The sequence below is a fragment of the Amycolatopsis sp. YIM 10 genome (genome assembly GCF_009429145.1).
Lineage (GTDB): Bacteria > Actinomycetota > Actinomycetes > Mycobacteriales > Pseudonocardiaceae > Amycolatopsis.
This window is the reverse complement of the sequence record NZ_CP045480.1, coordinates 1,089,862-1,116,763: the sequence shown is the minus strand read 5'-3', so window position 1 is coordinate 1,116,763 and position 26,902 is coordinate 1,089,862. Positions and strand designations below refer to the sequence as shown.

Sequence of the window (26,902 nt, the reverse complement as noted above, 5' to 3'; positions counted from 1 at the left end):
GCTGCGCGTGCGGGCCGTCGGACGGGTTCACTTGGCGAGTTGGATCACGCCGTAGTCGAAGCCCTTCCTGCGGTAGACGACACTCGGCCTGCCGGTGTCGGAGTCGTTGAAGAGGTAGAAGTCGTGCCCGACCAGCTCCATCTCGTAGAGGGCCTGGTCGACGCTCATGGGTTCGGCGTCATGCTGCTTCTCGCGGACGATGCGGCCGGGGAGGTGTTCGGCCACTCCGTCGTCCCAGCGCTGCTGGGGGACGTCGATCTCGGCTGTTCTTCCGGCCTCGCCGTCGAGCGGCATCTCGTCGTAGACGGGCGCGTCCAGTACCGCGGTGCTCGCGGCGGGTCGCCTGCCGGAATCGGCCATTCCGCCTGCCACCGAGGTCGCTTCGGCGACCGATTCGGAACGGCGGCGTCCATAGTGGACACGACGCCGGTCGTGGGACCGGCGGAGGCGGTTCTCCAGCTTGGTCGCCGCGGCGTCGAGCGCGGCGTAGAAGTCGCCGGCACAGGCTTCCGCGCGAACGGCGGGTCCCTTGCCAACCACGGTGATCTCCACGCGCTGGCAGTTCTTCGCCTGGCGGCGGTTGGGCTCGTGGAAAAGTTCCACGTCGTAACGGATGACCTTCTTGTCATAGCGTTCCAGCCGCGACAGCTTTTCGCTGACGTGTGCCCGGTAGTGCTCGGGCACCTCCACGTTACGGCCCTTCACGACGATGTCCATACACGACCTCCCTCGCTGAATTGACTGCGAGCTTGTGAGCATTACGGCGCCGGTGAAATCGGGACTGCGGTATTCGGAATCTGCCGGAGCAGAACGGAAGTACGCCTCGCTGAGAAGAATCCGGCGACACGGTCACGACGTCTCGTGGCGGCCGACCGGACGCGGGCTCAACGTGCCTCCGGCGCCAGGGACATGGGCTTCTCACCTCCCCGCCGACCGGGATTGCTGATAGCGGAGCACGTTAGCCCGCTCTGGCCCGTAACAACAGCCCCCGAGCCGGGGGATGTCAAGCCGTGAGAAGCCGTCACTGCGAGCAATGGACTAGGCCGGTTACTCGCCAGTTTCCGACCCGTTCGGAGCATTGCGTGGTTGTGGCTTTCACGCAGAAGGCTCAGCGAAAGGGGCCCGGAATTCGTGACGGTGACGACCGGGGCGAGAACGGCGTCCACTCCGGCAGGACCTACTCCCCGGGGCGCTGGACTCACTGACCGCGTCATATCCACACAACGGGCGGGGGTCGCCGAAATGTTCCCGGCGCAGCTTCACTCGGATGAGTGAGCGTTGGTCAGGGTTAACCCGCCGGTAACCGGGTATCCGGCCATACGCAATGCGCGAGCGCACGCTGACACCGTGGAACCGGTGGTCAGCACGTCGTCGAGCAGCAGGACCGGGGTGCCGGGCGGCGGCAGACCGGCCGGCTCGGGCGTTATCCGGCCGGCCAGGTTCGACGCGCGCTGGTGCCTGGTCAGCCCGGCGGCGTCCTTGGCGCGCGGATCCAGCACCAGGCCGGGCGCGACGGCCGCCGGATGGCCGCGCTCGGCGAGGTGGCGGGCGCAGACGCGTGCCAGCCGGAGCATGTGCGGACCGCCCCTGACCCGCGAGGCGACCCGGCGCGAAGGCACCGGGACCAGCCACCAGAAGCCGTCGGGCGCGGGACTCACCCCGGGTAGGTACGGGACGGCCCGCGCGAGCAGCGCGCCGAGCACGGGCGCCAGGTCGCGGCGGCCGCGCTCCTTGTAGGCGAGCACCAGGCGGCGGGCGACGCCGGTGTAGGCCGCGAGCGCGAAGGCGGCGACCGTGGCCAGCGGGACCGGCATGGGCGCGCCCCACACCCTGGCGCAGGCGGCGCAGCACGCGGCACCGGGCGAACCGCAGCCGGCGCAGCTGGGCGGGAGGACGAGGTCGAGGAGTTTGCTCATGCCGGCAAGCCTGCCGACGAGCTACGACAACTCCGGACCAACGACAGATTTTTTCAATTGAGGGCCACGCCGAGTGCCGTGAAGGTGGCGTTGGCGGCGGGATCGGCCGTGAAAGCCACCTTCGTGACCTGGGCGGATGGTAGCCGCCGGGAGGTCGCGCCGGGGGCGAAACTCAGCCTGGGTAGAACGGGATGGAGTCGCCGGGCACGGAGTGGTCGTGGGGACTCCAGACCTCCCCCACCTCCGAAGCCGTCCACAGGCCCTCGGCGTCGGCGACCACGACCGGGCGGCTCGGGGCGGCGGTGATCGCGTGCAGCGGCGGGGTCAGGTTCGACAGGTTGAACTGGTCCAGCCGCAGCCCGTCCACCGGGACCCGGACCACCGGCAGCGAGCGCGAGTCCGTGATCGCCACCAGGCTGTCCTGGCTCGCCCAGTCCACGTCCTTCACGTTCCGCAGCCGCTCCGCCTGCAGCACGCGGGGCGCCCGCAGGCTCACCGAGTCCGCGTTCCGCACCACCGCGGCGACCACCAGGTTCCCGGCCACCACCAGCGCCGCCCTGGTGCCGTCGCGGGAGAGCCGGATGGCGGAGATGTCCGCACCGGCCCCGAGCGAGCGCACCAGGTCCGCGTTGACCACCTGGCTGGCCCAGGTGCCCTGCGGGGTCCGCAGCACCCGCACCACCTGCGAGCCGTCGACCACCGTCCACAGCTCGCCACCGCTGCCGGAGCCCGGCAGCGCGGGCCGCCACGTCGGTCTGCTCAGTCTGTCGCCGCTCAGCTCGGTCCTGGCCAGCTCGTGCCCGAACTCACCGGCCCGCAACCACAGCCGCCCGTTCTCGCGCTCGATCACGGCCAGTTGCTTGCCGTCCACCGACTGCGCCGCGGTCACCACGTCGTACCCCCGCGAACCGGCGGGCCCGGGGATCGGCCCGCCGTCGTTGAGCGAGCGCACCCGGCCACCGGAGACCATCAGCCCCGGCAGCGAAGACGAAGGCGACGCGTCCGTCTCGTAGGACGGCAGGTCACTGGCCCGCCAGTCCTCACGACCGGGTACCAGCGACGCCCCGTCCGAAAGCAGTTTGATCCGACTGCTCGTCACGCTCTGCAACGATTTGACCACCTGCGCCGCGATCAGCCGCTTCTGCTCGTCGCTCTGCCCGGCGACCCCGGTCAGCGGCACCGTCACCACGCCGTCCGGCCCGCCGATCACGTTCTGCTCGATCGCCGCCTGCTCACCGAGCGGGTTGTTCACCGCGCCGTCGAGAAAGTCCGACGGACCGGCCAGCAACAGGTCGACCACCCGGCCGGGCAGGCCCGACTGCGGTTTCTGCACCACGTACCGCAGGTCCGGCACCAGCGCGTTGCGATCGGTGGAGAAGAAGTACACCGGCACCCGGAAGTAGTTGCGGGTGAAGTCGGGCTCGGTGATCACCAGGTCGCTGGCGGGCGAGACGATGCGCCACTGGCCGTCGGGCTGCCGCACCAGCTGGACCGACTTCTCGAACCCGCCGCTCAGCGGGATGAAGGCGCTGTCGGGCCCGAGCTTGCCGACGTTCGTCCCGCGCAGCAGCACGATCCGCCGGTTGGGGTCGGCGGGCTGCTCCGGCGCGTAGACCGTGTCGAACTTCTCCTCCATCACGGTCAGCCCGCGATCGGGCCGCCAGGTCGCCTTGGCCGGCGGGTCGAAGTAGACCCGCGCCCTGGCGTTGTCGTTGTTCGGCTGCGCGCTCGCCGCGACGAACTGGCGGACCACGCCCAGCGCGTCGAGATCCTTGTCCGGCTCGGGCACCGACGGCGCCGGCGGCGCCATGCCGCCCGAGGAGATGACCCTGGCCTGCGACTCCTCCGGCACGGTCGCGCAGGCGCTCGCGCCCAGCACGGTCAGGCAGGCCAGCAGCGCCCCGATCGCCCGCAGACGTTTCCTCACCTGACCTCCTCGCGTTCGGCGGCGACCAGGTCCGGGGTCACCGAAACCTCACCGGCCGGTTCGTCCGGCTCGATCCCGATGAACCCGCCCGGCGGCTCGTCCGGCGGCAGGTCCAGCGGGCTGCGCTCCCACTCCTCGCCCTGGCGCAGCGGCAGCGTCAGCCGGAAGCAGGCACCGCGGTCCGGCTCGCCCCACGCCTCCAGCTCGCCGCCGTGCAGCTTCGCGTCCTCCAGGCTGATCGCCAGGCCGAGGCCGGTGCCGCCGGTGCGGCGGTTGCGCGAGGGATCGGCCCGCCAGAACCGGTTGAACACCAGTCCCGCCTCGCCGGTCCGCAGGCCGACGCCGAAGTCCTGCACGGTGATCGCCAGCGCGTGCTCGTTGGTGGCCAGCCGCACCCTGACCGGCTGGCCCTCACTGTGGTCGACCGCGTTGGCCAGCAGGTTCCGCAGGATGCGCTCCACCCGGCGGGCGTCCAGCTCGGCCTCGACCGGGGTGTCCGGCAACTCCACGTCGAGCAGGCTGTCCGCCTCACCGGCGATCACCCTGACCTGCTCGACCACCCGCAGCACGATCGGCCGCGCGTCGATCAGCTCGGCGGACAGCTCCTCCACCCCGGCGTCCAGCCTGCTGATCTCCAGCAGGTCGCCGAGCAGCGCCTCGAACCGGTCCAGCTCGTCGACCAGCAGCTCGGTGGACCGCGCCAGCCCCGGCGGGAACTGCTCGCGGGAGGCGTGCAGCACGTCGGCGGCCATGCGCACGGTGGTCAGCGGGGTGCGCAGCTCGTGCGAGACGTCCGAGGTGAACCGGCGCTGCAGCTGGCCGAACTCCTCCAGCTGCCGGATCTGCCGCTGGATGCTCGCGGCCATCTCGTTGTACGACTCGGCGAGCTTGGCCAGGTCGTCCTCGCCGAGCACGCCGAGCCGCTGGTCCAGATCACCGTCGGCGAACCGCTCCGCGGCCGCCGCGGCCCGGCGCACCGGGTGCACCACCTGGCGGGTGACCAGGTTGGTGATCAGCACCAGCAGGAACAGCAGCACCAGGCCGCCGACCAGCAGCGTGTTCTGCACGGTCGAGACGGTGTTCTGCTCGGCGGTCAGCGGGAACAGCAGGTACAGCTGCAGCGGGCGCGGCGCGCCGGTGATCGGGGCGCCGATCATCAGGTACGTGGTGCGGGCGTTCTCCGGACCCGCGGTGTGGATCTGCTCGGAGAACTGCTCGCCCTCGACGAACTGCTTCAGCCGCGGGGTGACCTTGTCGAACGGGCCGGAGAACACGATCGTCTCGCTGGACTTGCTCGGGTCCGCGCTGGCCAGCACCGGTTCGAAGGCGCCGGCGCTGGCGCTGGTCGGGTCCTGCCCGGCCGGCACGCTGGTGAGCTTGCGGAGCACGTTGTCCAGGCGCGGCTTGAGGTCGTCGGTGGCCGCGTCGATGCCGGACAGTTCGCTCTCCGCGCTGTCCAGGATGGCCCTGGTCTGGGCGATCGCGGCGACCTTCTTGGTCTCGATCAGCCGGTCGGTGATCTGGTTCTGCAGGACCATGCCCAGCACAAAAACCACCGCCGACGAGAGCGCCAGGGTGGAGATGGTGACCCGGAACTGCAGGGACTGCCGCCACAGCTCGCCGAAGTCGATGGACCGGCGGCGGAGGAAGGCGGAGACCCGCCTGCCGGCGGCCGCGGTACCCCGGCCGAAGGCGGCGAGCCTGCTCATCCGGTCAGCGCCGGTCTGCTCACGGCGGGCCCGCCTTGTACCCGACGCCACGCACCGTCAACACCACCTCGGGGTGCTCCGGGTCCTTCTCCACCTTCGAGCGCAGCCGCTGGACGTGCACGTTGACCAGCCGGGTGTCGGCGGCGTGGCGGTAACCCCACACCTGCTCGAGCAGCACCTCGCGGGTGAACACCTGACGCGGCTTGCGCGCCAGCGCGACCAGCAGGTCGAACTCCAGCGGGGTGAGCGGAATGGCCTTGCCCTCCCTGGTCACCTCGTGGCCGGGCACGTCGATGGTCAGGTCGCCGATGGCCAGCGACTCGGCGGGCTCGGACTCGGTGCGGCGCATGCGGGCCCGCACCCGCGCCACCAGCTCCTTCGGCTTGAACGGCTTGACCACGTAGTCGTCCGCACCGGACTCCAGGCCGAGCACGATGTCCACCGTGTCGCTCTTCGCGGTCAGCATCACGATCGGCACGCCGGACTCGGCGCGGATGGCCTTGCAGACGTCGATGCCGTTCATCCCCGGCAGCATCAGGTCGAGCAGGACGAGGTCCGGCTTGAGCTCGCGCAGCGCGGGCAGCGCACGCGAACCGTCCGCGACAACAGCGGTGTCGAAGCCCTCCCCACGCAGCACGATGGTGAGCATCTCCGCGAGCGCAGGGTCGTCGTCGACCACCAAGACACGTGCCTTCATGTTCACATACTCGCACTCAGGTGCGTGCGTGCACGCACGACCCGGCGAACAGCCGATGATCACGGCCTTCACTTAGCCCGGATGGACGATCAAGCGGCCGGTTCGCCGAGCCCGCGAGCCCGCCCGCCTCACCCGGTCGGCCGAGCGTGACCCGGCAGAACGGTTACCGTTGCGCCATGCGGAACTCCGATCAGCGCAAGGGAGCCCCGAGCCAGGTCCAGTCCGTCGACCGTGCGATCAGCGTGCTGGAGCTGCTGGCGCGCAACGGGGAAACCGGGATCACCGAGATCGCGGGCGAGCTGGGGGTGCACAAGTCCACCGCGTCACGGCTGGTCAGCGTGCTGGAGGCACGCGGACTGGTCGAGCAGCTCGGCGAACGCGGCAAGTACGTGATCGGCTTCGGCATCGTGCGGCTGGCCGGGGCCGCCACCGGCCGGATGGACCTGGCCAGGCTCGGCCGGGAGACCTGCCAGTCGCTGGCCGAGTCGCTCGGCGAAACGGTCAACATCGCGGTGGCCGACGAGGGCGGCGCGATCAACATCAGCCAGGCCCGCGGTTCGGCCGCGATCACCACCCAGAACTGGACCGGTCAGCGCACCCCGCTGCACGCCACCTCCAGCGGGAAGGTGCTGCTCGCGTACATGTCCGACACCGAGCGGCGCCGGATCCTGCGCCGCCGGCTGGAGCAGTTCACCCCGCGCACCACCACCGACGCCGCCGAGCTGGGCACCGAGCTGGAACGGGTGGTCGAGGACGGGTACGCGGCCTGCTTCGAGGAACTGGAACTGGGCATGCACGCGGTGGCCGTGCCCATTCACGGCGCACACGGCGAGGTGGTCGCCGCGATGAGCGCCTCCGGCCCGGCCTACCGGCTCTCCCGCCAGCGCGTGCGCCAGCTGGTCCGCCCGATGACCGAAGCCGCCGCCGAACTTTCCGAGCAGCTGGGCTATTTCCGGGAGTAACCGTCCAAAAAGGACACGATCAGGCGCGGATCCGCGCGGCCAGCGCGGTGGTGTCCACGGTGTTCGCGCCGTCGAGCACGAACCAGGGTGAAAGCCAGCTCGCCGCGGCCAGCTGGTCGTACACCTCACCGCAGCGGAACTGCAGGCCGTCGTCGGATTCGAAGGCGTCCCTGGCGCGATCGGCTTCCTCCCGCGCCCGCCGCTCCGCCCGCTCGGCGGCGACCTCACGCGGCACGCGGAGCAGGATCTGCGCGTCGGGCACCGGCAAGCCGAAGCGGCCGATCTCCAGTTCCCGCACCCATTTCACGACTTCACCATCGCTGTCCTGGTGCAGACGCGCGGCCGCGTAGGCCGCGTTGGACGAGACGTAGCGGTCGAGCAGGACCACGTCGTGCCGGTCGAGCAGCGCGCGGATCTCGTCCGCCGCGCCCGCCCGGTCGAGCGCGTAGAGCAGGCCCATGCCGTACACGGAATCGGCGAGGTCGCCGTGACCGCGGTGCAGCGCCTCGCGCACCAGATCGGCGTGCACGCTCACGCCGTACCGCGGGAACGCCAGCGTGCCGACGGTCGCGCCGGCATTGTGCAACGCCTTCGTCAGGCCCTCGGTCAGCGTCCGTTTCCCGGCGCCGTCGAGCCCCTCGATCACCACAAGCCTGCCCACCGCCGCAGCGTACCGGCGGCGGTGGGCGGGCCGTGCACTCAGTAGCGGTAGTGGTCCGGCTTGTACGGGCCCTCGACGTCCACGTCGATGTACTCCGCCTGCTCCTTGGTGAGCTTGGTCAGCTCGCCGCCGAGCGCTTCGAGGTGGATCTTCGCCACCTTCTCGTCGAGCTTCTTCGGCAGCCGGAAGACCTCGTTGTCGTACTCCTCGTGCTTGGTGAACAGCTCGATCTGCGCGATCACCTGGTTGGAGAAGCTGTTCGACATCACGAAGGACGGGTGCCCGGTGGCGTTGCCGAGGTTCAGCAGGCGGCCCTCGCTCAGCACGATGATCGACCGGCCCGACGGGAACACCCACTCGTCGACCTGCGGCTTGATGTTGTTGCGCACGATGCCCGGGTAACGGGCGAGGCCGGCCATGTCCAGCTCGTTGTCGAAGTGGCCGATGTTGCCGACGATGGCCTGGTGCTTCATCTTCGCCATGTGCTCGGCCATCACCACGTCCTTGTTGCCGGTGGTGGTGATCACGATGTCCGCCTCGGGCAGCACCGAGTCCAGCGTCTTGACCTGGTAGCCGTCCATCGCCGCCTGCAGCGCGCAGATCGGGTCGATCTCGGTGACGATCACCCGCGCGCCCTGGCCGGCCAGGGATTCCGCGGCGCCCTTGCCCACGTCGCCGTAGCCGCAGACGACCGCGACCTTGCCGCCGATCAGCACGTCGGTGCCGCGGTTGATGCCGTCGATGAGCGAGTGGCGGATGCCGTAGCGGTTGTCGAACTTCGACTTGGTCACCGCGTCGTTGACGTTGATCGCCGGGAACAGCAGCTCACCGGCGGCGGCGAGCTGGTAGAGCCGCAGCACGCCGGTGGTGGTCTCCTCGGTGACACCGAGGATTCCCTCACCGATCTTGGTCCACTTGCCGGTGTCGGCGGCCAGGGATTCCTTGAGCAGACCGAGGAAAACCTTCCACTCGTCGGGATCGTTGTCGTCCGGCGAGGGCACCACACCGGCCTTCTCGAACTCGGATCCCTTGTGCACCAACATGGTCGCGTCGCCACCGTCGTCGAGGATCATGTTCGGGCCCTCGCCGTCCCAGGTGAGCATCTTTTCGGTGCACCACCAGTACTCCTCGAGCGTCTCGCCCTTCCAGGCGAAGCACGGCACGCCCTTCGGCTCCTCGGGGGTGCCGTGCGGGCCGACCACCACCGCGGCGGCCGCGTGGTCCTGGGTGGAGAAGATGTTGCACGAAGCCCACCGCACCTCGGCGCCGAGCGCGACCAGCGTCTCGATCAGCACCGCCGTCTGCACGGTCATGTGCAGCGAACCCGACACCCTGGCGCCGCGCAGCGGGTAGACCTCCGCGTATTCACGCCGGAGCGCCATCAGACCGGGCATTTCGTGTTCGGCCAGGCGGATCTCCTTGCGGCCGAATTCGGCCAGGCCGAGATCGGCCACGGCGAAGTCGATCCCGTTGCGGGTCTGCAGCCGCGCGGCAACGCTTTCGGACGACATAGTGGTGGTTCCTCCAAGGCTCGCTGACGCCAGAACAGTACCGTGTCTTGCTTGACGAACAGTTGAGCGCAACTAAGGAGACCCTCAGTGCCGTTACCAGGTCCGGACGCCCGCGTGGTGGAGATTCGCGTGGCCGGGCTGGTCGGCACCACCGGCGAGGCCCTGCTCGACGCGACCGCGGCGGTGGACGTGGCCGGCGACGGGATCGGGCAGTTCACCCGCCCGGCCGATCGGCTCCGCCGACCGGCTCCCGGTCCGGTGCTCCAGGCGCTCGGGCGCACCGTACCGCGAATCCTCGAGGGTTACCTGTGGAGCAGGATGACCTCGGGCGGTGTGGCGAAAGCCACCTGGGCGCTGCTGTTCCCGTTCTCGCTGGCCAACGTGGCGCACTGGATGCTGCCGCCGGTCCCGGAGCGCAGCCGCGTGGCGCGCGTGCTCGCCGCGGTGTGCCGCAGCCTGCTGCGGGTCGCGTCGCTGGCGCTGACCATGTTGCTGATCAGCCAGGTCGCGGTGATCACGCTCGACCTCGTCGCCGCGCAGTGCCTCGCGCCGAACACCGGCTGCCTCGACTGGGCGCCGTCGTGGTCGCGGGAAAGCCCGGTGGCGCGGTTGTCCGCCGGACTGCTCCCATTGCTGGTCCTGATCTTCCTGCTGCACCTGATCTCGTCGACGAACTGGCCGGTCGAGCCGTCGAAACCGGTGGACGCCATCGGTGACCCGCTGCCCGGCGACGATCTGCGCACCTCCCCCGACACGCCGCTGCTGCGCTGCCTGCACACGCTGTCCGCGCTGGCCTGTGTCGCGCTGCTGCCGCTCGGCGGTCCGCTGCGGCCGCCGTCCGACGCGTTCGGCGCGGCGCTGTGGGGTGTGGCGGTCGGGCTGATCGCGCTCGGGCTGATCCTGGTGGCGGTGCTGGACGTGCGCGTGCTGACCCGCGCCATCGGCCGCTGGACGCAGCGGCTGGTGCTCGGCCTCGGGCTGGCGCTGGTGGTCGCGGTGGTGGTGCAGGTGCGCGAGATGCCGCAGGCGCTGCCGGGGACGCAGGGCATGGTCGAGGTGATCGGCAGCGGGCTGCTCGTGGTGGTGGTGCTCTTCGCGCTGCTGCTCATCCCGGCCGCGCTGGTGGCCCGGCGTGGCTGGAGCGCGCTCCCCCGGCGGCTCCGGCCGTGGATGGGCGGCTGGGCGGCGGCGCCCGCGCTCGCGCTCGCCGGCCTGCTCGGCGGTGGTTTCGGCGCGGGCGTGGCGATCGCGGCGCGGAAGCTGCTCGGTACCGACGACCTGGTGCTGCCGCGCGGGTACACGCTGCTGACCATGGTCTGGGGCGTGGGGATCGTGGTGGCTGCCGCGCTGGCCGTGTTCGGCTTCGCCGGTGCGGTACCGCGGCGACGGCGCAAGCGCGGTGTGCCGAAGGTCGTCGAGATGCTCCAGGACAAGCCGGAGGACTCCGAGGAAGCGGCGGCGGCCTGGGCGCGGTCGGCGTGGGAACGGCGGCGGCTGCACCAGCTGGTGCTGGCCGTGGTGCTGGTGATGTCGGCGGCCACGCTCGCGTTGCTGACCGTTCGCATCGGTGACCTCCCGCTGCCGACCTGGCTCGACCCGCTCTCCGCGCTGGGCGTGTTCGCGCTGGGTGCGCTGGCCGCGGGTCTGCTGCGGGTGGTCTACACCGCGGCGACCAGCCCGGAGCGCAGCAGGCACCTCGGCGCGCTGGCCGACCTGGTCTGCTTCTGGCCGCGGGCGGCGCACCCGACGGTGCCGCCTTGTTACGCCCTGAAGGTGGTGCCGGAACTCGCCGCGCGCACCCGCACCCACCTGGCGGAACCCAACACGCGCGTGGTGCTCGCGGGTTACAACCTGGGCGGGCTGCTCGCCGTGGTGACCGCGGCCAGGCTGATGCGGGAACTGCCGGAGGCCGACCGGTCGCGGGTCGGTGTGCTCACCGCGGGTTCCCCGTTGCAGTGGGGGTACCAGCGCGCCTTCCCGGCGGTGCTGCCGCACAAGACGCTGGCGCGGTTGTTCGGCCGGTTGGACGGGCGGTGGCGGGGCCTGAGCCGCGGCACCGACACCTTCGGCGGCGGTGTCACCACGTGGCGACACGAGGTGAAGGACGGCAAGCTGCACGGCGTCGGTTACCTGCCGGACGGCACGGTCGGCCCGCTGGTCCCCGCCGAGTGCGGAAACTCCGGCGCCGTGGTACTCGGCGGCGACCACTGGCTGCCGGACCCGCTGCGAGCGCCGTCGCCCGGTCACCGCTGGGCGCCAGGCGTCTGCCGGCACGCCGACTACCTGGCCGACCCCGAATGGGACCGGGCAGTCGCCTGTGCCGCTGGCTTGGAGATCCCCGGGAAACCGATGCGGCCAGCAGCGGAACAGTTCCCGCTGTTCGGCGACCTACCCCCCGTGGAGCGCCCACGCTTCAAACTGGACCTGCGCCACTCCCCAAACTGAGATACCAAACCCTCCAAACAGGCAGCCGGGAGCATTCCCAGGGGACACCCAGACTCCCCCTTCCCCATCCCGGTCCACAACCAAAACACGGCGAAGACCCCGATGTCAGGGCATCTTTCCCGCCTTGACATCGGGGTCTTCGCCGTCGTCACACTGAAAAACCGGGGTGGAGACCCAGCCCCTACTTCTTCGGATCCGCCCCATCCACCGGCAACGGCGACGGCGTCGCTCCGCCGTTTTCCTTGATCTGCTTACCCAGCAACGAATGACGGCGGCTGTAGACGAAGTACACCACCACGCCGAGCGCCATCCAGGCCAGGAACCGCAGCCAGGTCAGCACGGTCAGGTTCAGCATCAGCCACAGGCAGGCGATGATCGCCGCGATCGGGATCACCGGGACCCACGGCACGCGGAACGCGCGCGGCAGGTCCGGCCGGGTCCTGCGCAGCACGATCACACCGGCCGAAACCAGGATGAAGGCGAACAGCGTGCCCACGTTCACCATCTCCTCCAGCTTGTCCGCCGGGAAGAAAGTGGCCGCCACCGCGACCAGCAGGCCGACCACCATGGTCGCGTTCTTCGGCGTGCCGCGGCTGCCGGTCTTGGCCAGCGGGCGCGGCATCAGGCCGTCGCGGGACATCGCGTAGATGACCCGGATCTGGCCCAGCATCAGCACCATCACCACGGTGGTCAGCCCGGCGAGCGCGCCGATCGAGATGATGTTCGCCGCCCAGTCGACCCCGTTCGCGGAGAACGCCGACGCCAGCGTCTTGCGGTCGGGGCTGCCGTCCGCCTTGGTCCCGGTGGACAGCTCGGTGTAGTTGACCATGCCGACGATCACCAGCGAGACCGCCACGTACAGCACGGTCACGATGCCCAGCGAGCCGAAGATGCCGCGCGGCACCGACTTCTGCGGGTTCTTCGTCTCCTCCGCGGTGGTGGCCACGATGTCGAAACCGATGAACGCGAAGAACACCAGCGAGGCACCGGCCAGCAGGCCGAACGCGCCGAAGCTGCTGCCCTCACCGCCGAGCAGCGCGGAGAACAACGACTGCTCGACCCCGCTGCCGCTCTCGCCGGCCGGCTGGGACGGCGGGACGAACGGCGTGTAGTTCGAGCCCTTGATGTAGAAGAAGCCGAGCACCACCACAAAGAGCACCACGGCGACCTTGATGCCGGTGATCACCATGGACACCCGCGAGGACAGCTTCGTGCCCAGCGTCAGCACGGTGGCCAGGGCGAGCACCAGGATCAGCGCGCCCCAGTCGACGGTCATGCCGCCGATGTCGAAGGTGGTCCTGGTGCCTTCACCGAAGATGTAGCCCAGCACCGTTTCCAGGTAGACCGACCAGCCCTTGGACACCGCGGCGGCGCCGACGGCCAGCTCCAGCACCAGGTCCCAGCCGATGATCCAGGCCATGAACTCGCCGAAGGTGGCGTAGGAGAAGGTGTACGCGCTCCCGGCCACCGGCACGGTCGACGCGAATTCCGCGTAACAAAGCGCGGCCAGCGCACACGCGATCGCGGCGAGCACGAAGGCCACCGAAACCGAAGGACCGGCGAGGTCACCCGCCGTGCGCGCGGTGAGCGTGAAGATCCCCGCGCCGATCACCACCGCCACGCCGAAGACCGTGAGGTCCCAGGCGCTGAGATTTCTCCGCAGCTTCGTATCCGGATCGTCGGTGTCCGCGATGGACTGCTCCACCGACTTCGTGCGCCACAAACCCGTGCCGGGCAACGTCGACCTCCTCGGGGGTGCCAGTTCGGGGATTCACCCTAATGGTCACCTCCCGAGGCCGCCGCTCGGGCACGTACCCGCAGGTCAGTGCCGTTCGGCGAGGTTCCGGTCGAGATCCGGCTCGAGATAGATCAGCCGCGCCGCGGGCACCTTCGCGCGCACCCGGTGCTCCGCGTCGTCGATGGCCTGCGCGACCTCGGCGGTCTCCAGGCCGGGGCGCATCGCGAGCTTCGCGGCGACCAGCAGCTCGTCCGGGCCGATGTACTGGGTGCGGATGTGGATGACCCGCTCGACCTTGCCCGCGGCCAGCTCGTCCTCGATGGTGCGCAGCTCGGTCTCGGTGGCGCCCTCGCCGATCAGCAGGCTCTTCATCTCGATGATCAGGATGATCGCGATGATGCCGAGCAGCACACCGATGCAGATGGTGCCGAGCGCGTCGAAGACCGGATCGCCGGTGATGGTGGACAACCCGACGCCGAGCAGCGCGAGCACCAGGCCGAACAGCGCGCCCGCGTCCTCGAGCAGCACCACCGGCAGCTCCGGGGTGCGGGACTGGCGGATGAAGCCCCACCAGGTGGCGTCGCCCTTGATCTTCTTGGACTCGACGATCGCGGTGTAGAAGCTGTAGGTCTCCAGCGCGATGGCCACCACCAGGATGCCCACCGCGACCAGCGGCGAGCTGAGCTCCTCCGGCGCCTGCAACTTGTGGATGCCCTCGTACAGCGCGAACGCCGCACCGAGGGTGAACAGCATCAGCGCCACGATGAAGGAGTAGAAGTACCGGTCGCGGCCGTAGCCGAACGGGTGCTCCTTGGTGGCCTTGCGCTGGGAGGTCTTCTGCCCGAGCAGCAGCAGGCCCTGGTTCGAGGTGTCGGCGACCGAGTGCACCGACTCGGCCAGCATCGACGACGAACCGGTGATCAGGAACCCGACGAACTTCGCCGTCGCGATCCCGGCGTTGGCGAACAACGCCGCCAGAATCGCCTTCGTCCCGCCGCTTGCTGCCACCACTGCCCCCTGGAGCGTCGACCCGTTTTGTCGGGTTGCAGCCTAGAGCCAGTTCACTCCGTCGCGCCCAGTAGGGCGAGGAAGTCGCGAAAGCTTTCCGACATGTCCACTTCGTCCGGCGCGAGCAGCCACTGCAGCTGCAGCCCGTCGAGCACCGCGACCAGCAGCGGGGCGAGCCGCTCGGCGGGCAGTTCCGCGGGCAGCTCGATGCTCTGGTGCGCCAGCAGCAGCGCCATCTGCTGCCGCAGCACGTGGTAGCGGCGCACGAAGTAGTCGTGGGCGGGATGTGCCTCGGTGACCGAATCCGCGGACAACACGGTGTAGGCCTGGGCGATGGCGCGGCGGCCCTGGTTGTACTCGACCAGCTCGGCCACGTGCGACATCCGCAGCCGGGACACGTCGCCCCGGCTCTCCATCCGCAGCAGGTCCCATTCGTCCCGCGCCGCCAGCACGGCCGCGAGCAGGTGCTCCTTGCTGGGGAAGTAGTGCATCAGCCCCTGCTGGGTCAGGCCGACCCGCTCGGCCACCGCGGCCAGCGAAGCGCGCTGGTAACCGCGTTCGGCGATCACGTCGAACGCCGCGCGGACGATCTCGTCGCGGCGGCGGGCGGCCCTGGTCATGGCAGGAGAGAATAGTCAGCCGTTTATAACGAAAATATTACGTCACCTACCGCACGCCAGGTGACGGCTCCACCCTGGAGCGCAGCCGAGGAGGTGCCGATGCGGATCACCGAACTGGTGCGCAAGCTGGACCTGGACACCAAGACCGCGCTGCTGTCCGGGCAGGACGTGTGGACCCTGCCCGCGGTGCCCGAGATCGGGCTCGGCTCGCTGGTCATGTCGGACGGGCCGGTGGGCGTGCGCGGGGTGCACTGGACCGCCGACGACCCCGCGGTGACACTGCCCAGCCCGACCGCGCTCGCCGCCACCTGGGACCCGGCACTGGCCGAACGCGCCGGCGAACTGCTCGCGCAGGAGGCCAGGCGCAAGGACGTGCACGTACTGCTCGCGCCCACGGTCAACCTGCACCGGACGCCGGTGGGCGGCAGGCATTTCGAGTGCTACTCCGAGGATCCGCTGCTGACCGGCACGATCGGGGCGGGCTTCGTCCGCGGGGTCCAGTCGGGCGGGGTCGCGTGCGCGGTGAAGCACTTCGTGGCCAACGATTCGGAGACCGACCGCTTCACCGTGGACGTGCGCGCGGACGAGCGCACCCTGCGCGAGCTGTACCTGGCACCGTTCGAGCAGATCGTCGCCGAGGCGCGGCCGTGGGCGGTGATGGCCGCCTACAACAGTGTCAACGGCGCGCTGATGACCGAGAACAGCCCGCTGTGCAACGGAATCCTGCGGAGCGAATGGGGTTTCGACGGCATCGTTGTGTCGGACTGGCTGGCCGCCAGGCACACCACGCGCGGCGTGAACGGCGGGCTCGACGTGGCCATGCCGGGACCTAAGACGGTGTTCGGCGAGCGGCTGGCTCGGGCCGTGCGCGCGGGCGAGGTCGAGGAGTCCACAGTAGACGCCATGGTGGCCAGGGTGCTGCTGCTGGCGAGCCGGGTGGGCGAGCTCGACGGCTTCACGCCGCCGACGCCACCATCCCCAGTGGACGGAACAGCACTGGCGCGTGAGGTGGCGCACCGCTCGTTCGTGCTGCTGCGCAACGAGAACTCCTTGCTGCCGCTGAAGAAGCCGCGCCGGATCGCGGTGCTCGGCAAAGCCGCCGCCGAAGCCAGGATCCTCGGCGGCGGCAGCGCGACGGTGTTCCCGCCGTCCGTGGTTTCGCCGCTGGACGGCCTGCGCGCGGCCGCACCGGACGGCGTCGAGATCACCCACGCCGTGGGCGCGGACCCGCGCACCAGGCTCCGCCCCGCGCTCGACGGTTTCCTGCTGGAGGCGGTCGTCCGCGACGAGGACCAGCGCGAACTCGGGCGGTACCCGCTCGGCGAGGGCTCGGTCGACTGGATCGGCGACCTGCCGCGCGGGCTCAGCGCGAGCAAGATCGACACGGTGGCGATCACCGGCACGTTCGTGCCTTCGGTGTCCGGCAAGCACCTGCTGAGCTTCACCGGCAGCGGCGACCTGCGCTTCACCGTTGGCGACCGGGTCCTGTTCGACGGCCGTCACCTGCCCGACGGAGATGACCTGGTCACCGCGATCATGTCCACCAAGGAGGCCCGGTTCGAAGTGGACTTCACCGCGGGTGACGCGGTCGAGGTCGAACTGGTCTACCGACCGCCCGCCCTACCGGAAGAAGACGAGGGATTCGCCTGGATCTCCTTCGGGCTCGGGCATGCCGCACCGGGCGCGAGCCAGGACGAACTGCTCGACGAGGCCGCCGCGCTCGCCGCCGGCGCGGACGTCGCGGTGGTTGTCGTGGCGACCACACCCGAGGTGGAAACCGAGGGCGTGGACCGGACTTCGCTGGCGTTGCCGGGCAGGCAGGACGAACTGGTGGCGCGGGTCGCGGCGGTCAATCCGAACACGGTCGTGGTGGTGAACGCCGGTTCGCCGGTGGAGATGCCGTGGACCGCCGACGTCGACGCGGTGCTGCTCACCTGGTTTTCCGGGCAGGCGGGCGGGAGCGCGCTGGCGGACGTGCTGTTCGGCCACGAAGAGCCCGGTGGCAGGCTGCCGACCACCTGGCCCGCGCGGATGGCGGACAGCCCGGTGCTCCGGGTGCGCCCGGAGAACGGCGCTCTTCCTTACGGCGAAGGCGTTTTCATCGGTTACCGCGCGTGGGAACGCACCGGCGGCACCCCGGCCTACTGGTTCGGGCACGGGCTCGGGTACACCACGTGGTCCTACGATTCGGCGACCGTCGAGCCGGACGGCGTGCGGGTTCGCGTCACGAATTCGGGCGACCGGCCGGGACGCGAGGTCGTGCAGGCCTACCTTCGTTCGTCCGATGTGGATAGTCCGGCCCGCCGGCTGGCCGGGTTCGCCGTGGTGACAGCGGATCCCGGCGATTCGGCCGAGGTGGTCATCCCGCTGCCCGAGCGGGCCTTCGCCACCTGGACCTCGGACGGCTGGCGAGTCCGCCCCGGCGAGTACCCGGTGGAGATCGGGCACGCCCTCGACGACATCCGGCAGCGGACGGTCACTCGTCGCTAGCGACCAGGCTGCCGAGCAGTTGCAGCGCTTCGGCGGTCGGGCTGTCGGCGTCCGCCTGGTAGATCACCAGTTGCTGCCCCGGCGCGCTGTTGACCGTCAGGCTTTCGTAGTGCAGCGTCAGCGGGCCGACCAGCGGGTGCTGGAAACGCTTGGTCTCGCGGGTCTTCTGCCGGATGTCGTGCCGGGCCCAGAGCTTGCGGAACTCCGCGCTCTTCACCGACAGCTCACCGACCACCTCGATCAACCGCGGGTCGTCGTGGTCGATCGCCGCCGCGCGCAGTCCGGCGACGGTGTTCACCGCCACCCGGTCCCAGTCCGGGTAGAAGGTGCGGCCGTCCGGGTCGAGGAAAACCAGGCGCACCAGGTCGTCGCTGTACCGGTGGCCGGCGAAGAGCGCGCCGCCGAGGGCGTTGTGCGCGAGCACGTTCAGGTACGGCCCGAGCACCACGGCCGGGGTGTCCGGCCAGGCGGCCATGCTGCGCAACAGGTTCTCGCTGACCCGATCACCGGCGGCCCGGCGGGCGGGCAGCGGCCGCGCCACCCGGTGCAGGTGTTCGGCCAGCTCCTCGTCCAGGTCCAGCGCCTGCGCCAGCGCGTCGAGCACCTGCGGCGACGGGTTCCGCTCGCGCCCCTGCTCCAGCCGGATGTAGTAGTCGGTGCTGACCCCCGCCAGCAGCGCGACCTCCTCGCGGCGGAGCCCGCTCACCCGGCGGCGGGGGCCGGGCGCCAGTCCGGAATCCTCCGGCCGGGCCTGCGCCCGGCGCGCGCGGAGGAACTGCCCCAGCGGATTTGTCGTCGCCATGCCTTCGAGGCTAAACCGGCGGACCGGCGCTTGGGTGGTCGTGCCGCACCCAGGCTCAGCAGGTACCGGCGGTGGCCCGGAACAGCTGGGCCGGCCGGTCGCCGGTCGGCGTGATCGTCACCGCCGGGTCGACCGCGGCCAGCCAGATCGACTGGCCCCGGTTCAGCACCAGCTCACCGCCGTCCTCGGCGACCACGTGCAGCGCGCCCTCGGTGCACAGCAGGATCTGCGGGCCGGTGCTGACGGCCCGCACGGGCTCGCGATCGCTCGCCGTCCACTCGACCCTGGACAGCTCGAACTCCGGGGCGCCGGTCCGGTACACCGCACCGCAGTCGCCCTCCTCGCCCTTGAGCACCGGCATCTCGACGGCGGCGAAGTCCACCACGCGCAGCAGCTCCGGCACGTCCACGTGCTTCGGGGTCAGCCCGCAGCGCAGGATGTTGTCCGAGTTCGCCAGGATCTCCACGGCCGTGCCGTGCAGGTACAGGTGCAGGTTCCCGGCGGGCAGGTAGATCGCCTCGCCGGCACGCAGCACCAGCCGGTTCAGCAGCAGCGCGGCCAGCACCCCGGCGTCGCGCGGGTGCGCCTCGCCCAGTTCGAGGATCGTGCGGCATTCGGTGTTGAACTCGCCGTGGTCCTTCACGTGCGCCACGCACGCGTCGAGCACCTCGGGCAGCAGCTCGTCCAGCGTGGCCTGCGGCAGCGTGATCCAGGTGGTGAACAGCGCGCGCAGCCCGTCCGAATCCGGCTGCGCGGCGAGCAGGCTGGTGTACTTCGCCAGCCCCGGCGTCTCGATCGCGTTCAGCAGCTTCACCGTGCGCGTCGGATCGCGGAACCCGGCCAGCGCGTGGAACTCGGTCAGCGCGCAGACCAGCTCGGGCTTCGCGGTCGGATCCGGGTAGTTCCGGTTCGCCGCGTCCCGCGGGATGCCTGCCGCCTCCTCGCGGGCATAGCCCTCGGCGGCCTGGTCGGCCGACGGGTGCGCCTGCATCGACAGCGGTTCCTCGGCGGCCAGGATCTTCAGCAGGAACGGCAGCCTGCCGCCCCAGGTACCGGCGCACTTCTCGCCGAGCTGGGCCACCGGGTCGGCCTCGACCAGCTCCAGCAGGCTGCGCTCGGTGCCGTCGGGACCGACGACCTTCGACGGGTCGCCGGGGTGCGCCCCCATCCAGAGTTCCGCCTCCGGGTGCGGGGCAGGCACCGGCCTGCCCAGCAGCTCGGGGATGGTGGTCCTCGATCCCCATGCGTAGGGCCGCACGGCATTGCGCAGCAGCTCCACTGTGCTCTCAACTCCTCGGCGACCTGGTCACCACATCGGCCGGGGCGGCCCCGGCGCGGACTTCGTCTTGGCCACTCACGCGGTCGCGGACGTGTAGCGGCCTGCCCCGGGAATGCTTCCCGTCGCCAGCCCCAGGTAGACCGCGGCGAGTTCGAACCGCAGCGCGAGCACCGCCGCCCTGGTGGGCTCGTCGGCGTCGATCTCCTCGGCGGGAGCGAGCACGTCGACCCCGGCGAGCATGTCCTCGGCCTGTCGCCGGGCGGCTTCGGCGCCGGCACCGGACCGCAGCGAGAGCAGCAGCACCCTCGGCTGCGGCAGCCCGCCTTCGTCCGGATCGGCGAAGATGTCACGTTCGGTGGTGCTGCCGACCGCGGCGCGGTGCAGCGCCGGGCGGGCGAGCGCCTGATGGTAGTCGGCCACGTCGCAGACCATCGCCGAATGCGCGGCGAACGAGTGCGCGGCGTGCCCGGCCACGGCCACGGCCACCGGGTCCAGCCCCCACAGCAGCGGGGTGCGGTCGGCCAGGCGCAGCGCGAGCACCTTCGCCGGGTTCACGAAGGACTCGTGGTTGGGCTGGTCGCGTTCGGCCTCGGCGTCCAGCTGGTCGGCCAGCGCCTCCACGTCGGCCACCAGCACGCCCAGCGCGTTGGCGGTGAGCAGGCCGGTCGCGAAGGCACGCGGGAACGACAGCTCCGGCGGCACCGGGATGCGCGGTGTGAGCAGCAGGCCGCGGCCGGACACCGCGGCGGCCACCGGGCCGTCCGGCGGGGCCGAGAGCACCACGGTCGCGCCGTAGCGGGCGGCCCGCTCCAGCGACACCGCCAGCTCCCGGTCGTCACCCTGCTCGGTGTGCGCCACCACCACGTCCAGCGCGCCGATCCACGACGGCACCGAATCGCAGACGACGATCGGCACCGGGCAGGTCGGGGTGAGCAGCGCGGCGAGCACGTTGGTCACCGTGCGGCCGACGCCCGGCCTGGCCAGCAGCACCAGCGCCCGCGGGCGGCCGACGTCCAGCCGGTCGGCGAGGCCGATCTCGGCCGCCGCCTCGGTGGTGGCCCTGACCTGGGCCCCCGACATCGCGGTGGCCCGCAGCAGGCCGCGCTCGTCGACGTCGGCCAGTCGCGACGCGTCGTCGAGCAGCGTGTCGTCAATCACCATCGGTCGCGGGATCTTTCTCGGCCCGTTCGACGGCTTCGTCGAGCAGGAGCACGGGGATGCCGTCGCGGACCGGGTACACCCGGCCACACGAGGTGCAGGTGAGCGCGTCCGCCTCCGGGTCTTCCGGGGAGCCCGGCCGCAGCGGCGCGTGATCCTCGGACGGACACGCCAGGATCTCGAGCAGCTGCTCGTCAAGCGTTACGGCCATGGTTCCTCCTTACCACCGCGAGGTCCGTGAATACCCTCGCCTCAGTCACGAACTATCGCCAGAACCTCATCGGTCAGAGCACGGACGGCCCGCTCGTCGGGGGCCTCCACGTTCAGCCGCAGCAGCGGTTCGGTGTTCGAGGCACGCAGGTTGAACCAGCTGCCGTCGTCCAGCCGCACGGTCAGCCCGTCCAGCTCGTCGACCAGCGCGCCGTCCCGGCCCGCGTAGGCGTCCTTGACCGCGACCTGGCGGGCGACCTGGTCGTCCACCGTCGAGTTGATCTCGCCGGAGGCGGCGTAACGCGAGTACTGGGCGGTCAACTCGGAGAGCGGGCCGTCCTGCTCGCCGAGCGCGGCCAGCACGTGCAGTGCGGCCAGCATGCCGGTGTCGGCCTTCCAGAAGTCGCGGAAGTAGTAGTGCGCGGAGTGCTCACCGCCGAAGATGGCGCCGGTGGCGGCCATCTCCTGCTTGATGAACGAGTGCCCGACCCTGGTCCGCACCGGCTTGCCGCCGTGCTCGGCGACGATCTCCGGCACCGCCTGCGAGGTGATCAGGTTGTGGATGATGGTGGCGCCCGGCTCCTTGGCCAGCTCGCGCACCGCCACCAGCGCGGTCACCGCGCTCGGCGACACCGGCTCACCGCGCTCGTCGACCACGAAGCAGCGGTCGGCGTCGCCGTCGAAGGCCAGCCCGGCGTCGGCGCCGGTCTCGCGGACCTTGGCCTGGAGGTCGACCAGGTTCTTCGGGTCGAGCGGGTTGGCCTCGTGGTTCGGGAAGCTGCCGTCCAGCTCGAAGTACATCGGGATGACGTCGACCGGGAGCCCGTCGAACACGGTGGGCACGGTGTGCCCGCCCATGCCGTTGCCCGCGTCCACCACGACCTTGAGCCTGCGGTTGGCCGAGAGGTCGACCAGTTGCCGCAGGTGGGCGGCGTAGTCGGCGAGCACGTCCCGCTCGGTCACCGTGCCGCGCTGCCCGGCGAACTCGGGCACGCCCTGGCTCACCGTGTCGCGGATCTCACCGAGGCCGGAGTCCTGCCCGACCGGGGCGGCGCCGGCCCGGCACAGCTTGATGCCGTTGTACTGGGCCGGGTTGTGGCTGGCGGTGAACATCGCGCCCGGCAGGTTCAGCGAACCGGAGGCGAAGTACAGCTGGTCGGTGCTGGCCAGGCCGATGTTGATCACGTCGAGGCCCTGCGAGGTGACGCCGTCGGCGAAGGCCGCGGCCAGGCCGGGCGAAGACTCGCGCATGTCGTGGCCGATCACCACGGCTGTGGGCACGTCCAGCTTCACCAGCAGGGCGAACGCGGCCCCGAAGTCCCGGACGAGGTCGGCGTTCAGCTGTTCCCCGACAACGCCACGGATGTCGTAGGCCTTCACGATGCCCGACAGGTCTGACACGCCCTCTCCCGGTGGTTTCGACGACGGCTCGTGCGCTCGATGCGCGTCGGAAAGCCTACCGGCGAGGTGCGGCGGTGGATGCAGGTACTGATGAACAGAAGAAAACGACCAGCACTAATGCTTGATCGGGTCCGGCAGGACCCGTAGATGGCCGCGGCGCCCGGACGGCGCTTCCGGCTCGGCCTGGGCGGGCGGGCCGTCCTGGCGGCCTGCCTCCCGGACGGCTTCGGCGAGTGCGGTGAGCTCGTCACCAGAGGGCTGTGGTGCGGCGAAGCCGCCCTCGTGGCGTACGACCTCCCAGCCCCTCGGCGCGGTCAGCCGCAGGGCGTGCTCCTCGCACAGGTCGTAGGAGTGCGGCTCGGAGGCCGTCGCCAACGGTCCCACGACAGCGGTCGAGTCGCTGTAGGCGTAGGTCAGCGTGGCGACAGCGGGCTCCAGGCACCCTGTCCGCGAACACTTTCGTACGCTCGGCACAAGGTCAGACGATAGCGCTTAACACGCGCCGGTTCGCGCAGGCGCACCGGTGAGGCGGATTCTCGCCTCGTGCACCGGGGCGCGTACCCTTCGATCCGTGGCGATGGCTCGTGGATTCCGACAGCAGCAGCGCCTGCGCCGGGACCGGCACGGGCGTGGCTTGCGCGGGCCGCTGTACCCGTCCTCCCTGCCCGCGGCTTCGAGCCGGGCGGAGAAGTTCGACGCGCTGGTCCTCGACGCGCTGGAGCCGATCGAGGCGCGCTGGCGGCACGAGCTGACCAAGCTGGACGTGGCGGTCGACGACGTACCGGAGGTCCGGCGCAACGGCCGCCCGGTGAACACCGAGGGCGTGCTGCACGACGGCTCGGTCCCGCTGTCCAGGCTGGTCCCGGCCGGGGTCGACCGGGCGGGCCTGCCCACCCGCGCCCGGATCGTGCTGTACCGGCGTCCGCTGGAAGCCCGCGCGAAGGACCCGGCCGAACTCGCCGAGCTGGTCCACGACGTGCTGGTCGAGCAGGTCGCGGGTTATCTCGGCGTCGAACCGGACGTGATCGAAGGCGAGTGACCTCGCCTGCTCGGCACTGCGGTGAGCGCCGCGAACAGCAGGGCCGCCACCTGCACCAGCAGCAGGATGTTCCGCCCGCCGCCCGAGTACTCGACCACCACCTCCGCCTGCCGCGTCGGCACCGCGACCGCCACCTGGTGCCCCCAGGCACGCACGATCGCCGCGCGCTCGCCGTTGACCGTCGCCTTCCAGCCCGGCTCCTCGTCCGCGGCGAGCACCAGCAGCCGCCCGGCCGGTCCGTCGGACACCCGGACCCTGACCTCCGGCGGCACCGCCTCGACCACCGCGGTACCGGCCACCGAGGCGTCCGCCGACTGGATCTCCGGCGGCCGTCCGTTCACCGCCCGCTGCGCCAGCTCCGGTGAGATCAGCACCACCGGCCCGCCCACCGTGGTCAGCCGCAGCACCTGCCGCCCGTCGGCGGCCGGTGGCGCCGCGGCCACCTGCTCCTCGGCGATCGCCTGGATCGGCGCGCTGTCCACGCCCGGCGGCAGCACCACGAAGAGCACGCCGTCGGCGGCCATGCCCGCCAGCGCCTCCTGCACCGGTTCACGCACCCCGCTGAGCAGGTTCACCTGCCAGTCGGCCAGCCGCTCCCGCGCGCCGGTGGTCGGCACCAGGTCGTCGTCGCCGTAGGAGGGCAGCCGTCCGGACGCCTGCCTCGCCGGTTCTCCCCCACCGGCCAGCACGAGCACCGACCGCTGGGTCTGCGCCAGCTCGTTGGTCAGCGGGTCCGCCAGGCGCAGGCCACCATCGGCGGTGAGCGGGCCGTCACGCCCGGCGACCAGCGCGCCGGTGGCCAGCACGGCCAGCAGCACCACCCCGCCGATGGCCGCCGCCTTGGGCAGCCACGCCGCACTCGGGGTGGTCGTCCGCTCGCACGCCGCGAGCACCGCCCAGAGCAAGCCGGCCCCGGCCACCAGCAGCGGCACCCCGGCGAAACCGGGCGTCAGCACCCCGCCGGGAGTGTCCGCGACCTCGACCGAGCGCACCAGCACCACGCCCGCCGCGCCCAGCAACGCCAGCAGCAGGCCCGGCACCGCCCGCGCGGTCGGCCGCAGGATCAACGCCATCAGCGCCGCCGCCAGCACCACCACGCCGACCGGCCAGGCACCGGGACCACCGGGCGCCAACCCGAACAGCTCACCGGCGCCGGGCTGGGCACCGCCGGGCGCGCCCAGCCCGTGCAGCAGGAACTTCGGGTACCGCACCAGCACCGCGGGCCACGGCAGCAGCAACAACAACGGCAGGAACACCACGATCACCACGGACGCCGCCCGCCGCAGCAGCAGGCCCGGCGCCGGAAGCACCACGAACGCGACCACCAGGCCGACCAGCGCGAGCGCGTGCCCCAGCGGGGTGAAGGCGCCGAACAGCGCCAGCCCGAGCGCGCACAGCACGGAGGTGTGCAGCCACTTGCGGCGCTCGGCGGTCAGCACGGCGACGATCCCGGCGAGCACGACCGGCAGCAGCAGATGCGCGGCGACCACGTCGAACCGTCCCTGCGCGGCCCCGGCGGTGGCCGCGGGCAGCAGCCCGTAACCGGCCGCGACCGCCGCCCGCACCCAGCGGTGCACCCGCAGCCGCCGCGTCACCGCGTATGCCAGCAGCGCGGCGATCGGCGCCTGGAGCAGCAGCACCAGCGCGACCAGCGTGGCCGGACCGCCGATCGGCTGGAACACCGCGCCGAGCAGGCCGAGCACGGCCAGCGTCGGCGGTGCCGCGGCCGCCGTGCCGCCGCCGACCGCGTGCCACGACGCCAGGTAGTCCGACCACAACTGCCCCAGCCCGCCGACCGGCAGCAGGTGCCCACCGGCCAGGTCGAAGCCGAGCCGCCCCGAGTTGGTCACCAGCGCGATCGCGGTCAGCACCACAAAAAGCACCACTGGCGGCGAAAACACCGTCGCGGCGAGGATCCGCTTCCGGTTCACTTCGACAAAAACGAGTTCGCGCGGCACCTCACGCGGACCGGGCGACGGTCGTGGCCGTTCCGGTTCGGCGGCGGGTTCGTCGGGCAGTTCGACCGCGACCACCCCGGCCGGCCGACGCAGCCCGGACACCAGCGAGCGACCGGAACTGCGCACACCGGCGGGCAGCGCGTCCGGTCCGACCGGACGACGGCCGCCGGTGGCACCGCCCATCGCCTCCGGTGGGATCCAGGCGGTTTCGGCCGCGGTGGTTTCGGGCAACCTGCCGAGCGCGGCCTCGCTCGCCACCCGGCGCCGGATCAACGACAGCACCAGCGCGCGGGTCGCGTTGCGGAGCCGGACGAACCGGCCGATCAGCAAACCGCGAACGGAACCGCGGTGAGCGGCCCGCTTCCGGCGCGCCGCTCGAAGTCCTGCGCGCCCACCGGCGAGGTAGCCGATCGCCCTGAATTCCGCGGCGGCTCGATTTCCCCGGCGCAGCAAGGCAAAACCCAGTCCGCGCAACAGGCAGAGCAGCAGCAGCCTCGGCAGTCCCCACCAGAACGACGGCGCCGAGCAGTTCACCAGGAAGGTGCGCAGGCCGAGCGCGCGATCCGCGGCGGTCAGCCCGTCCGGCACCGCGTGCGCGGTCCGCTGCCCGGTGGCCAGCGCGCGCACGTGCCGCATCCGCGCGGTCGGCACGGACAGCACCACGCTGCCCGCCGCGTTCGCCCGCCAGCCGAAGTCGATGTCCTCGCGCAGCAACGGGATCTCGGGATCGAAGCCACCCAGCTCGGTCCACAGTTCACGGCGCACCAGCACCCCGGCGCTGGGCACGGCGAGCACCTCGGTGCTCTGCTCCGGCCGGTTCTCCAGCTCACCGGCCACCGACTGCCGGTGCCCGGAAGCGTCGGTGGACAGCCCGGCTTCGGTGATCAGGCGTGGATCTGTCCAGTCGACCGAAATAGGGCCGAGCACCCCCGCCGAGGGTGAGGTTTCGGCCGCGCGCAGCAACCGGTCGAGGCAGTCCGGCTCCGGCGCGCAGTCGTCGTGCAGCAGCCAGATCCACGAACCGGGATCGCCCCAGCGCTCGGTGGCGTGGGACACCGCGGCGGAAACCGCTTCGGCGAAGCCGGTTTCACCCGTGAGTGTGAGAATTCCGTCAAGGATCGGGCCTTCGCCGCCGACCGCGGCCTCCGGATCGGCGGCTTCGGCGAGCAGCGCCGGTGTCCGGTCCGTGGAACCGGTGTCCACGGCGAGCACGTGACGGGGGCGCGGGCCGCTGCGGCGCAACGCGGACAACGCCAGCGGCAGCCACGCTTCCCCGTTGTGGCAGACCAAAACCGCGAGAACGGGCACGGTGGCGAAGCTCGGCACGCGCTCACCCTACGGCCCGCACGGCCCGGCACCCCGGCGGGTCGA

Annotated in this window: 21 protein-coding genes; 4 read left to right on the top strand and 17 right to left on the bottom strand. The window is 71.2% G+C overall.

Annotated features, from left to right (window positions below; all coding sequences use genetic code 11):
- Positions 1-27: 27 nt before the first annotated feature.
- From hpf to mtrA, 5 genes are all read right to left on the bottom strand, one after another.
- Complete coding sequence (hpf, locus tag YIM_RS05525; RefSeq protein ID WP_153029296.1) at positions 28-717, bottom strand: ribosome hibernation-promoting factor, HPF/YfiA family; 690 nt, start codon at positions 715-717, stop codon at positions 28-30.
- A 542-nt stretch (positions 718-1,259) separates the two neighbouring features.
- Positions 1,260-1,916 (bottom strand): ComF family protein, encoded by a 657-nt coding sequence (locus YIM_RS05520; RefSeq protein ID WP_153029295.1) that lies wholly within the window; start codon positions 1,914-1,916, stop codon positions 1,260-1,262.
- Between the two features lie 172 nt (positions 1,917-2,088).
- The gene (locus YIM_RS05515; RefSeq protein WP_228004573.1) at positions 2,089-3,843 is read right to left on the bottom strand and encodes an LpqB family beta-propeller domain-containing protein; all 1,755 of its coding nucleotides are present in this window, start codon (positions 3,841-3,843) and stop codon (positions 2,089-2,091) included.
- Entirely contained in the window at positions 3,840-5,552 is a 1,713-nt protein-coding gene (mtrB, locus tag YIM_RS05510; protein ID WP_153029294.1) for an MtrAB system histidine kinase MtrB, read from the bottom strand. Before mtrB ends, YIM_RS05515 begins: the two co-directional genes overlap by 4 nt.
- A gap of 19 nt (positions 5,553-5,571) precedes the next feature.
- Positions 5,572-6,249: an MtrAB system response regulator MtrA gene (gene mtrA, locus YIM_RS05505; protein ID WP_113697829.1), complete on the bottom strand. Its 678-nt coding sequence runs from the start codon at positions 6,247-6,249 to the stop codon at positions 5,572-5,574.
- A 176-nt stretch (positions 6,250-6,425) separates the two neighbouring features.
- Here mtrA and YIM_RS05500 point away from each other — a divergent pair, with 176 nt between their 5' ends.
- A complete protein-coding gene (locus YIM_RS05500; RefSeq protein ID WP_153029293.1) occupies positions 6,426-7,211 on the top strand; it encodes an IclR family transcriptional regulator in 786 nt (261 codons plus the stop codon).
- A 19-nt stretch (positions 7,212-7,230) separates the two neighbouring features.
- Here YIM_RS05500 and YIM_RS05495 read toward each other — a convergent pair whose 3' ends face one another.
- Both YIM_RS05495 and ahcY read right to left on the bottom strand, forming a co-directional pair.
- Positions 7,231-7,872: a dTMP kinase gene (locus YIM_RS05495; RefSeq protein WP_228004572.1), complete on the bottom strand. Its 642-nt coding sequence runs from the start codon at positions 7,870-7,872 to the stop codon at positions 7,231-7,233.
- Between the two features lie 38 nt (positions 7,873-7,910).
- Positions 7,911-9,383, bottom strand: coding sequence for an adenosylhomocysteinase (gene ahcY / locus YIM_RS05490; protein ID WP_153029292.1), 1,473 nt, complete (start codon positions 9,381-9,383; stop codon positions 7,911-7,913).
- Positions 9,384-9,470: 87 nt separating this feature from the next.
- On the opposite strand from ahcY, the gene YIM_RS05485 reads away from it, so the two are divergent.
- A complete protein-coding gene (locus tag YIM_RS05485; protein WP_153029291.1) occupies positions 9,471-11,828 on the top strand; it encodes a hypothetical protein in 2,358 nt (785 codons plus the stop codon).
- A 181-nt stretch (positions 11,829-12,009) separates the two neighbouring features.
- On the opposite strand, the gene YIM_RS05480 is transcribed toward YIM_RS05485, so the two are convergent.
- The 3 genes from YIM_RS05480 to YIM_RS05470 form a co-directional block, all read right to left on the bottom strand.
- Positions 12,010-13,566, bottom strand: a complete 1,557-nt coding sequence (locus tag YIM_RS05480) for an APC family permease (RefSeq protein ID WP_153029290.1) — start codon at positions 13,564-13,566, stop codon at positions 12,010-12,012.
- 84 nt (positions 13,567-13,650) lie between these two features.
- The gene (locus YIM_RS05475) at positions 13,651-14,574 is read right to left on the bottom strand and encodes a cation diffusion facilitator family transporter (protein WP_153029289.1); all 924 of its coding nucleotides are present in this window, start codon (positions 14,572-14,574) and stop codon (positions 13,651-13,653) included.
- A gap of 53 nt (positions 14,575-14,627) precedes the next feature.
- Complete coding sequence (locus YIM_RS05470) at positions 14,628-15,194, bottom strand: TetR/AcrR family transcriptional regulator (RefSeq protein ID WP_153029288.1); 567 nt, start codon at positions 15,192-15,194, stop codon at positions 14,628-14,630.
- A 99-nt stretch (positions 15,195-15,293) separates the two neighbouring features.
- Here YIM_RS05470 and YIM_RS05465 point away from each other — a divergent pair, with 99 nt between their 5' ends.
- The gene (locus YIM_RS05465; RefSeq protein ID WP_153029287.1) at positions 15,294-17,684 is read left to right on the top strand and encodes a glycoside hydrolase family 3 protein; all 2,391 of its coding nucleotides are present in this window, start codon (positions 15,294-15,296) and stop codon (positions 17,682-17,684) included.
- On the opposite strand, the gene YIM_RS05460 is transcribed toward YIM_RS05465, so the two are convergent.
- The 6 genes from YIM_RS05460 to YIM_RS05435 all read right to left on the bottom strand — a co-directional run bounded on the left by YIM_RS05460 (position 17,671) and on the right by YIM_RS05435 (position 23,008).
- Positions 17,671-18,486 carry a helix-turn-helix transcriptional regulator gene (locus tag YIM_RS05460; protein WP_153029286.1) on the bottom strand — a complete coding sequence of 272 codons (816 nt, stop codon included), beginning with the start codon at positions 18,484-18,486 and terminating at the stop codon, positions 17,671-17,673. The two genes, YIM_RS05465 and YIM_RS05460, sit on opposite strands and share 14 nt — an antisense overlap.
- Before the next feature lie 55 nt (positions 18,487-18,541).
- Positions 18,542-19,765 carry a mannose-6-phosphate isomerase, class I gene (gene manA / locus YIM_RS05455; protein WP_153029285.1) on the bottom strand — a complete coding sequence of 408 codons (1,224 nt, stop codon included), beginning with the start codon at positions 19,763-19,765 and terminating at the stop codon, positions 18,542-18,544.
- 75 nt (positions 19,766-19,840) lie between these two features.
- On the bottom strand, positions 19,841-20,926 hold the full coding sequence (locus YIM_RS05450) for an SIS domain-containing protein (protein ID WP_194240048.1): 1,086 nt from the start codon (positions 20,924-20,926) through the stop codon (positions 19,841-19,843).
- Positions 20,916-21,134 carry a Trm112 family protein gene (locus tag YIM_RS05445; RefSeq protein WP_153029284.1) on the bottom strand — a complete coding sequence of 73 codons (219 nt, stop codon included), beginning with the start codon at positions 21,132-21,134 and terminating at the stop codon, positions 20,916-20,918. Before YIM_RS05445 ends, YIM_RS05450 begins: the two co-directional genes overlap by 11 nt.
- Before the next feature lie 41 nt (positions 21,135-21,175).
- On the bottom strand, positions 21,176-22,534 hold the full coding sequence (locus YIM_RS05440) for a phosphomannomutase/phosphoglucomutase (protein WP_153029283.1): 1,359 nt from the start codon (positions 22,532-22,534) through the stop codon (positions 21,176-21,178).
- Positions 22,535-22,648: 114 nt separating this feature from the next.
- Complete coding sequence (locus YIM_RS05435) at positions 22,649-23,008, bottom strand: DUF3499 domain-containing protein (protein ID WP_153029282.1); 360 nt, start codon at positions 23,006-23,008, stop codon at positions 22,649-22,651.
- A gap of 103 nt (positions 23,009-23,111) precedes the next feature.
- Between YIM_RS05435 and YIM_RS05430 the strand changes: the two genes are divergently transcribed.
- On the top strand, positions 23,112-23,573 hold the full coding sequence (locus tag YIM_RS05430; RefSeq protein ID WP_153036808.1) for a metallopeptidase family protein: 462 nt from the start codon (positions 23,112-23,114) through the stop codon (positions 23,571-23,573).
- Here YIM_RS05430 and YIM_RS05425 read toward each other — a convergent pair.
- Positions 23,534-26,857 carry a glycosyltransferase family 2 protein gene (locus YIM_RS05425; RefSeq protein WP_228004571.1) on the bottom strand — a complete coding sequence of 1,108 codons (3,324 nt, stop codon included), beginning with the start codon at positions 26,855-26,857 and terminating at the stop codon, positions 23,534-23,536. The two genes, YIM_RS05430 and YIM_RS05425, sit on opposite strands and share 40 nt — an antisense overlap.
- Positions 26,858-26,902 lie beyond the last annotated feature (45 nt).

Bases quoted from the DNA above. Each gene is read 5' to 3' on its own strand.
- hpf (WP_153029296.1), bottom strand. From the start codon at position 717: ATGGACATCGTCGTGAAGGGCCGTAACGTGGAGGTGCCCGAGCACTAC.
- YIM_RS05520 (WP_153029295.1), bottom strand. From the start codon at position 1,916: ATGAGCAAACTCCTCGACCTCGTCCTCCCGCCCAGCTGCGCCGGCTGC.
- mtrB (WP_153029294.1), bottom strand. From the start codon at position 5,552: ATGAGCAGGCTCGCCGCCTTCGGCCGGGGTACCGCGGCCGCCGGCAGG.
- mtrA (WP_113697829.1), bottom strand. From the start codon at position 6,249: ATGAAGGCACGTGTCTTGGTGGTCGACGACGACCCTGCGCTCGCGGAG.
- YIM_RS05500 (WP_153029293.1), top strand. From the start codon at position 6,426: ATGCGGAACTCCGATCAGCGCAAGGGAGCCCCGAGCCAGGTCCAGTCC.
- ahcY (WP_153029292.1), bottom strand. From the start codon at position 9,383: ATGTCGTCCGAAAGCGTTGCCGCGCGGCTGCAGACCCGCAACGGGATC.
- YIM_RS05470 (WP_153029288.1), bottom strand. From the start codon at position 15,194: ATGACCAGGGCCGCCCGCCGCCGCGACGAGATCGTCCGCGCGGCGTTC.
- YIM_RS05465 (WP_153029287.1), top strand. From the start codon at position 15,294: ATGCGGATCACCGAACTGGTGCGCAAGCTGGACCTGGACACCAAGACC.
- YIM_RS05460 (WP_153029286.1), bottom strand. From the start codon at position 18,486: ATGGCGACGACAAATCCGCTGGGGCAGTTCCTCCGCGCGCGCCGGGCG.
- YIM_RS05450 (WP_194240048.1), bottom strand. From the start codon at position 20,926: ATGGTGATTGACGACACGCTGCTCGACGACGCGTCGCGACTGGCCGAC.
- YIM_RS05445 (WP_153029284.1), bottom strand. From the start codon at position 21,134: ATGGCCGTAACGCTTGACGAGCAGCTGCTCGAGATCCTGGCGTGTCCG.
- YIM_RS05430 (WP_153036808.1), top strand. From the start codon at position 23,112: ATGGCTCGTGGATTCCGACAGCAGCAGCGCCTGCGCCGGGACCGGCAC.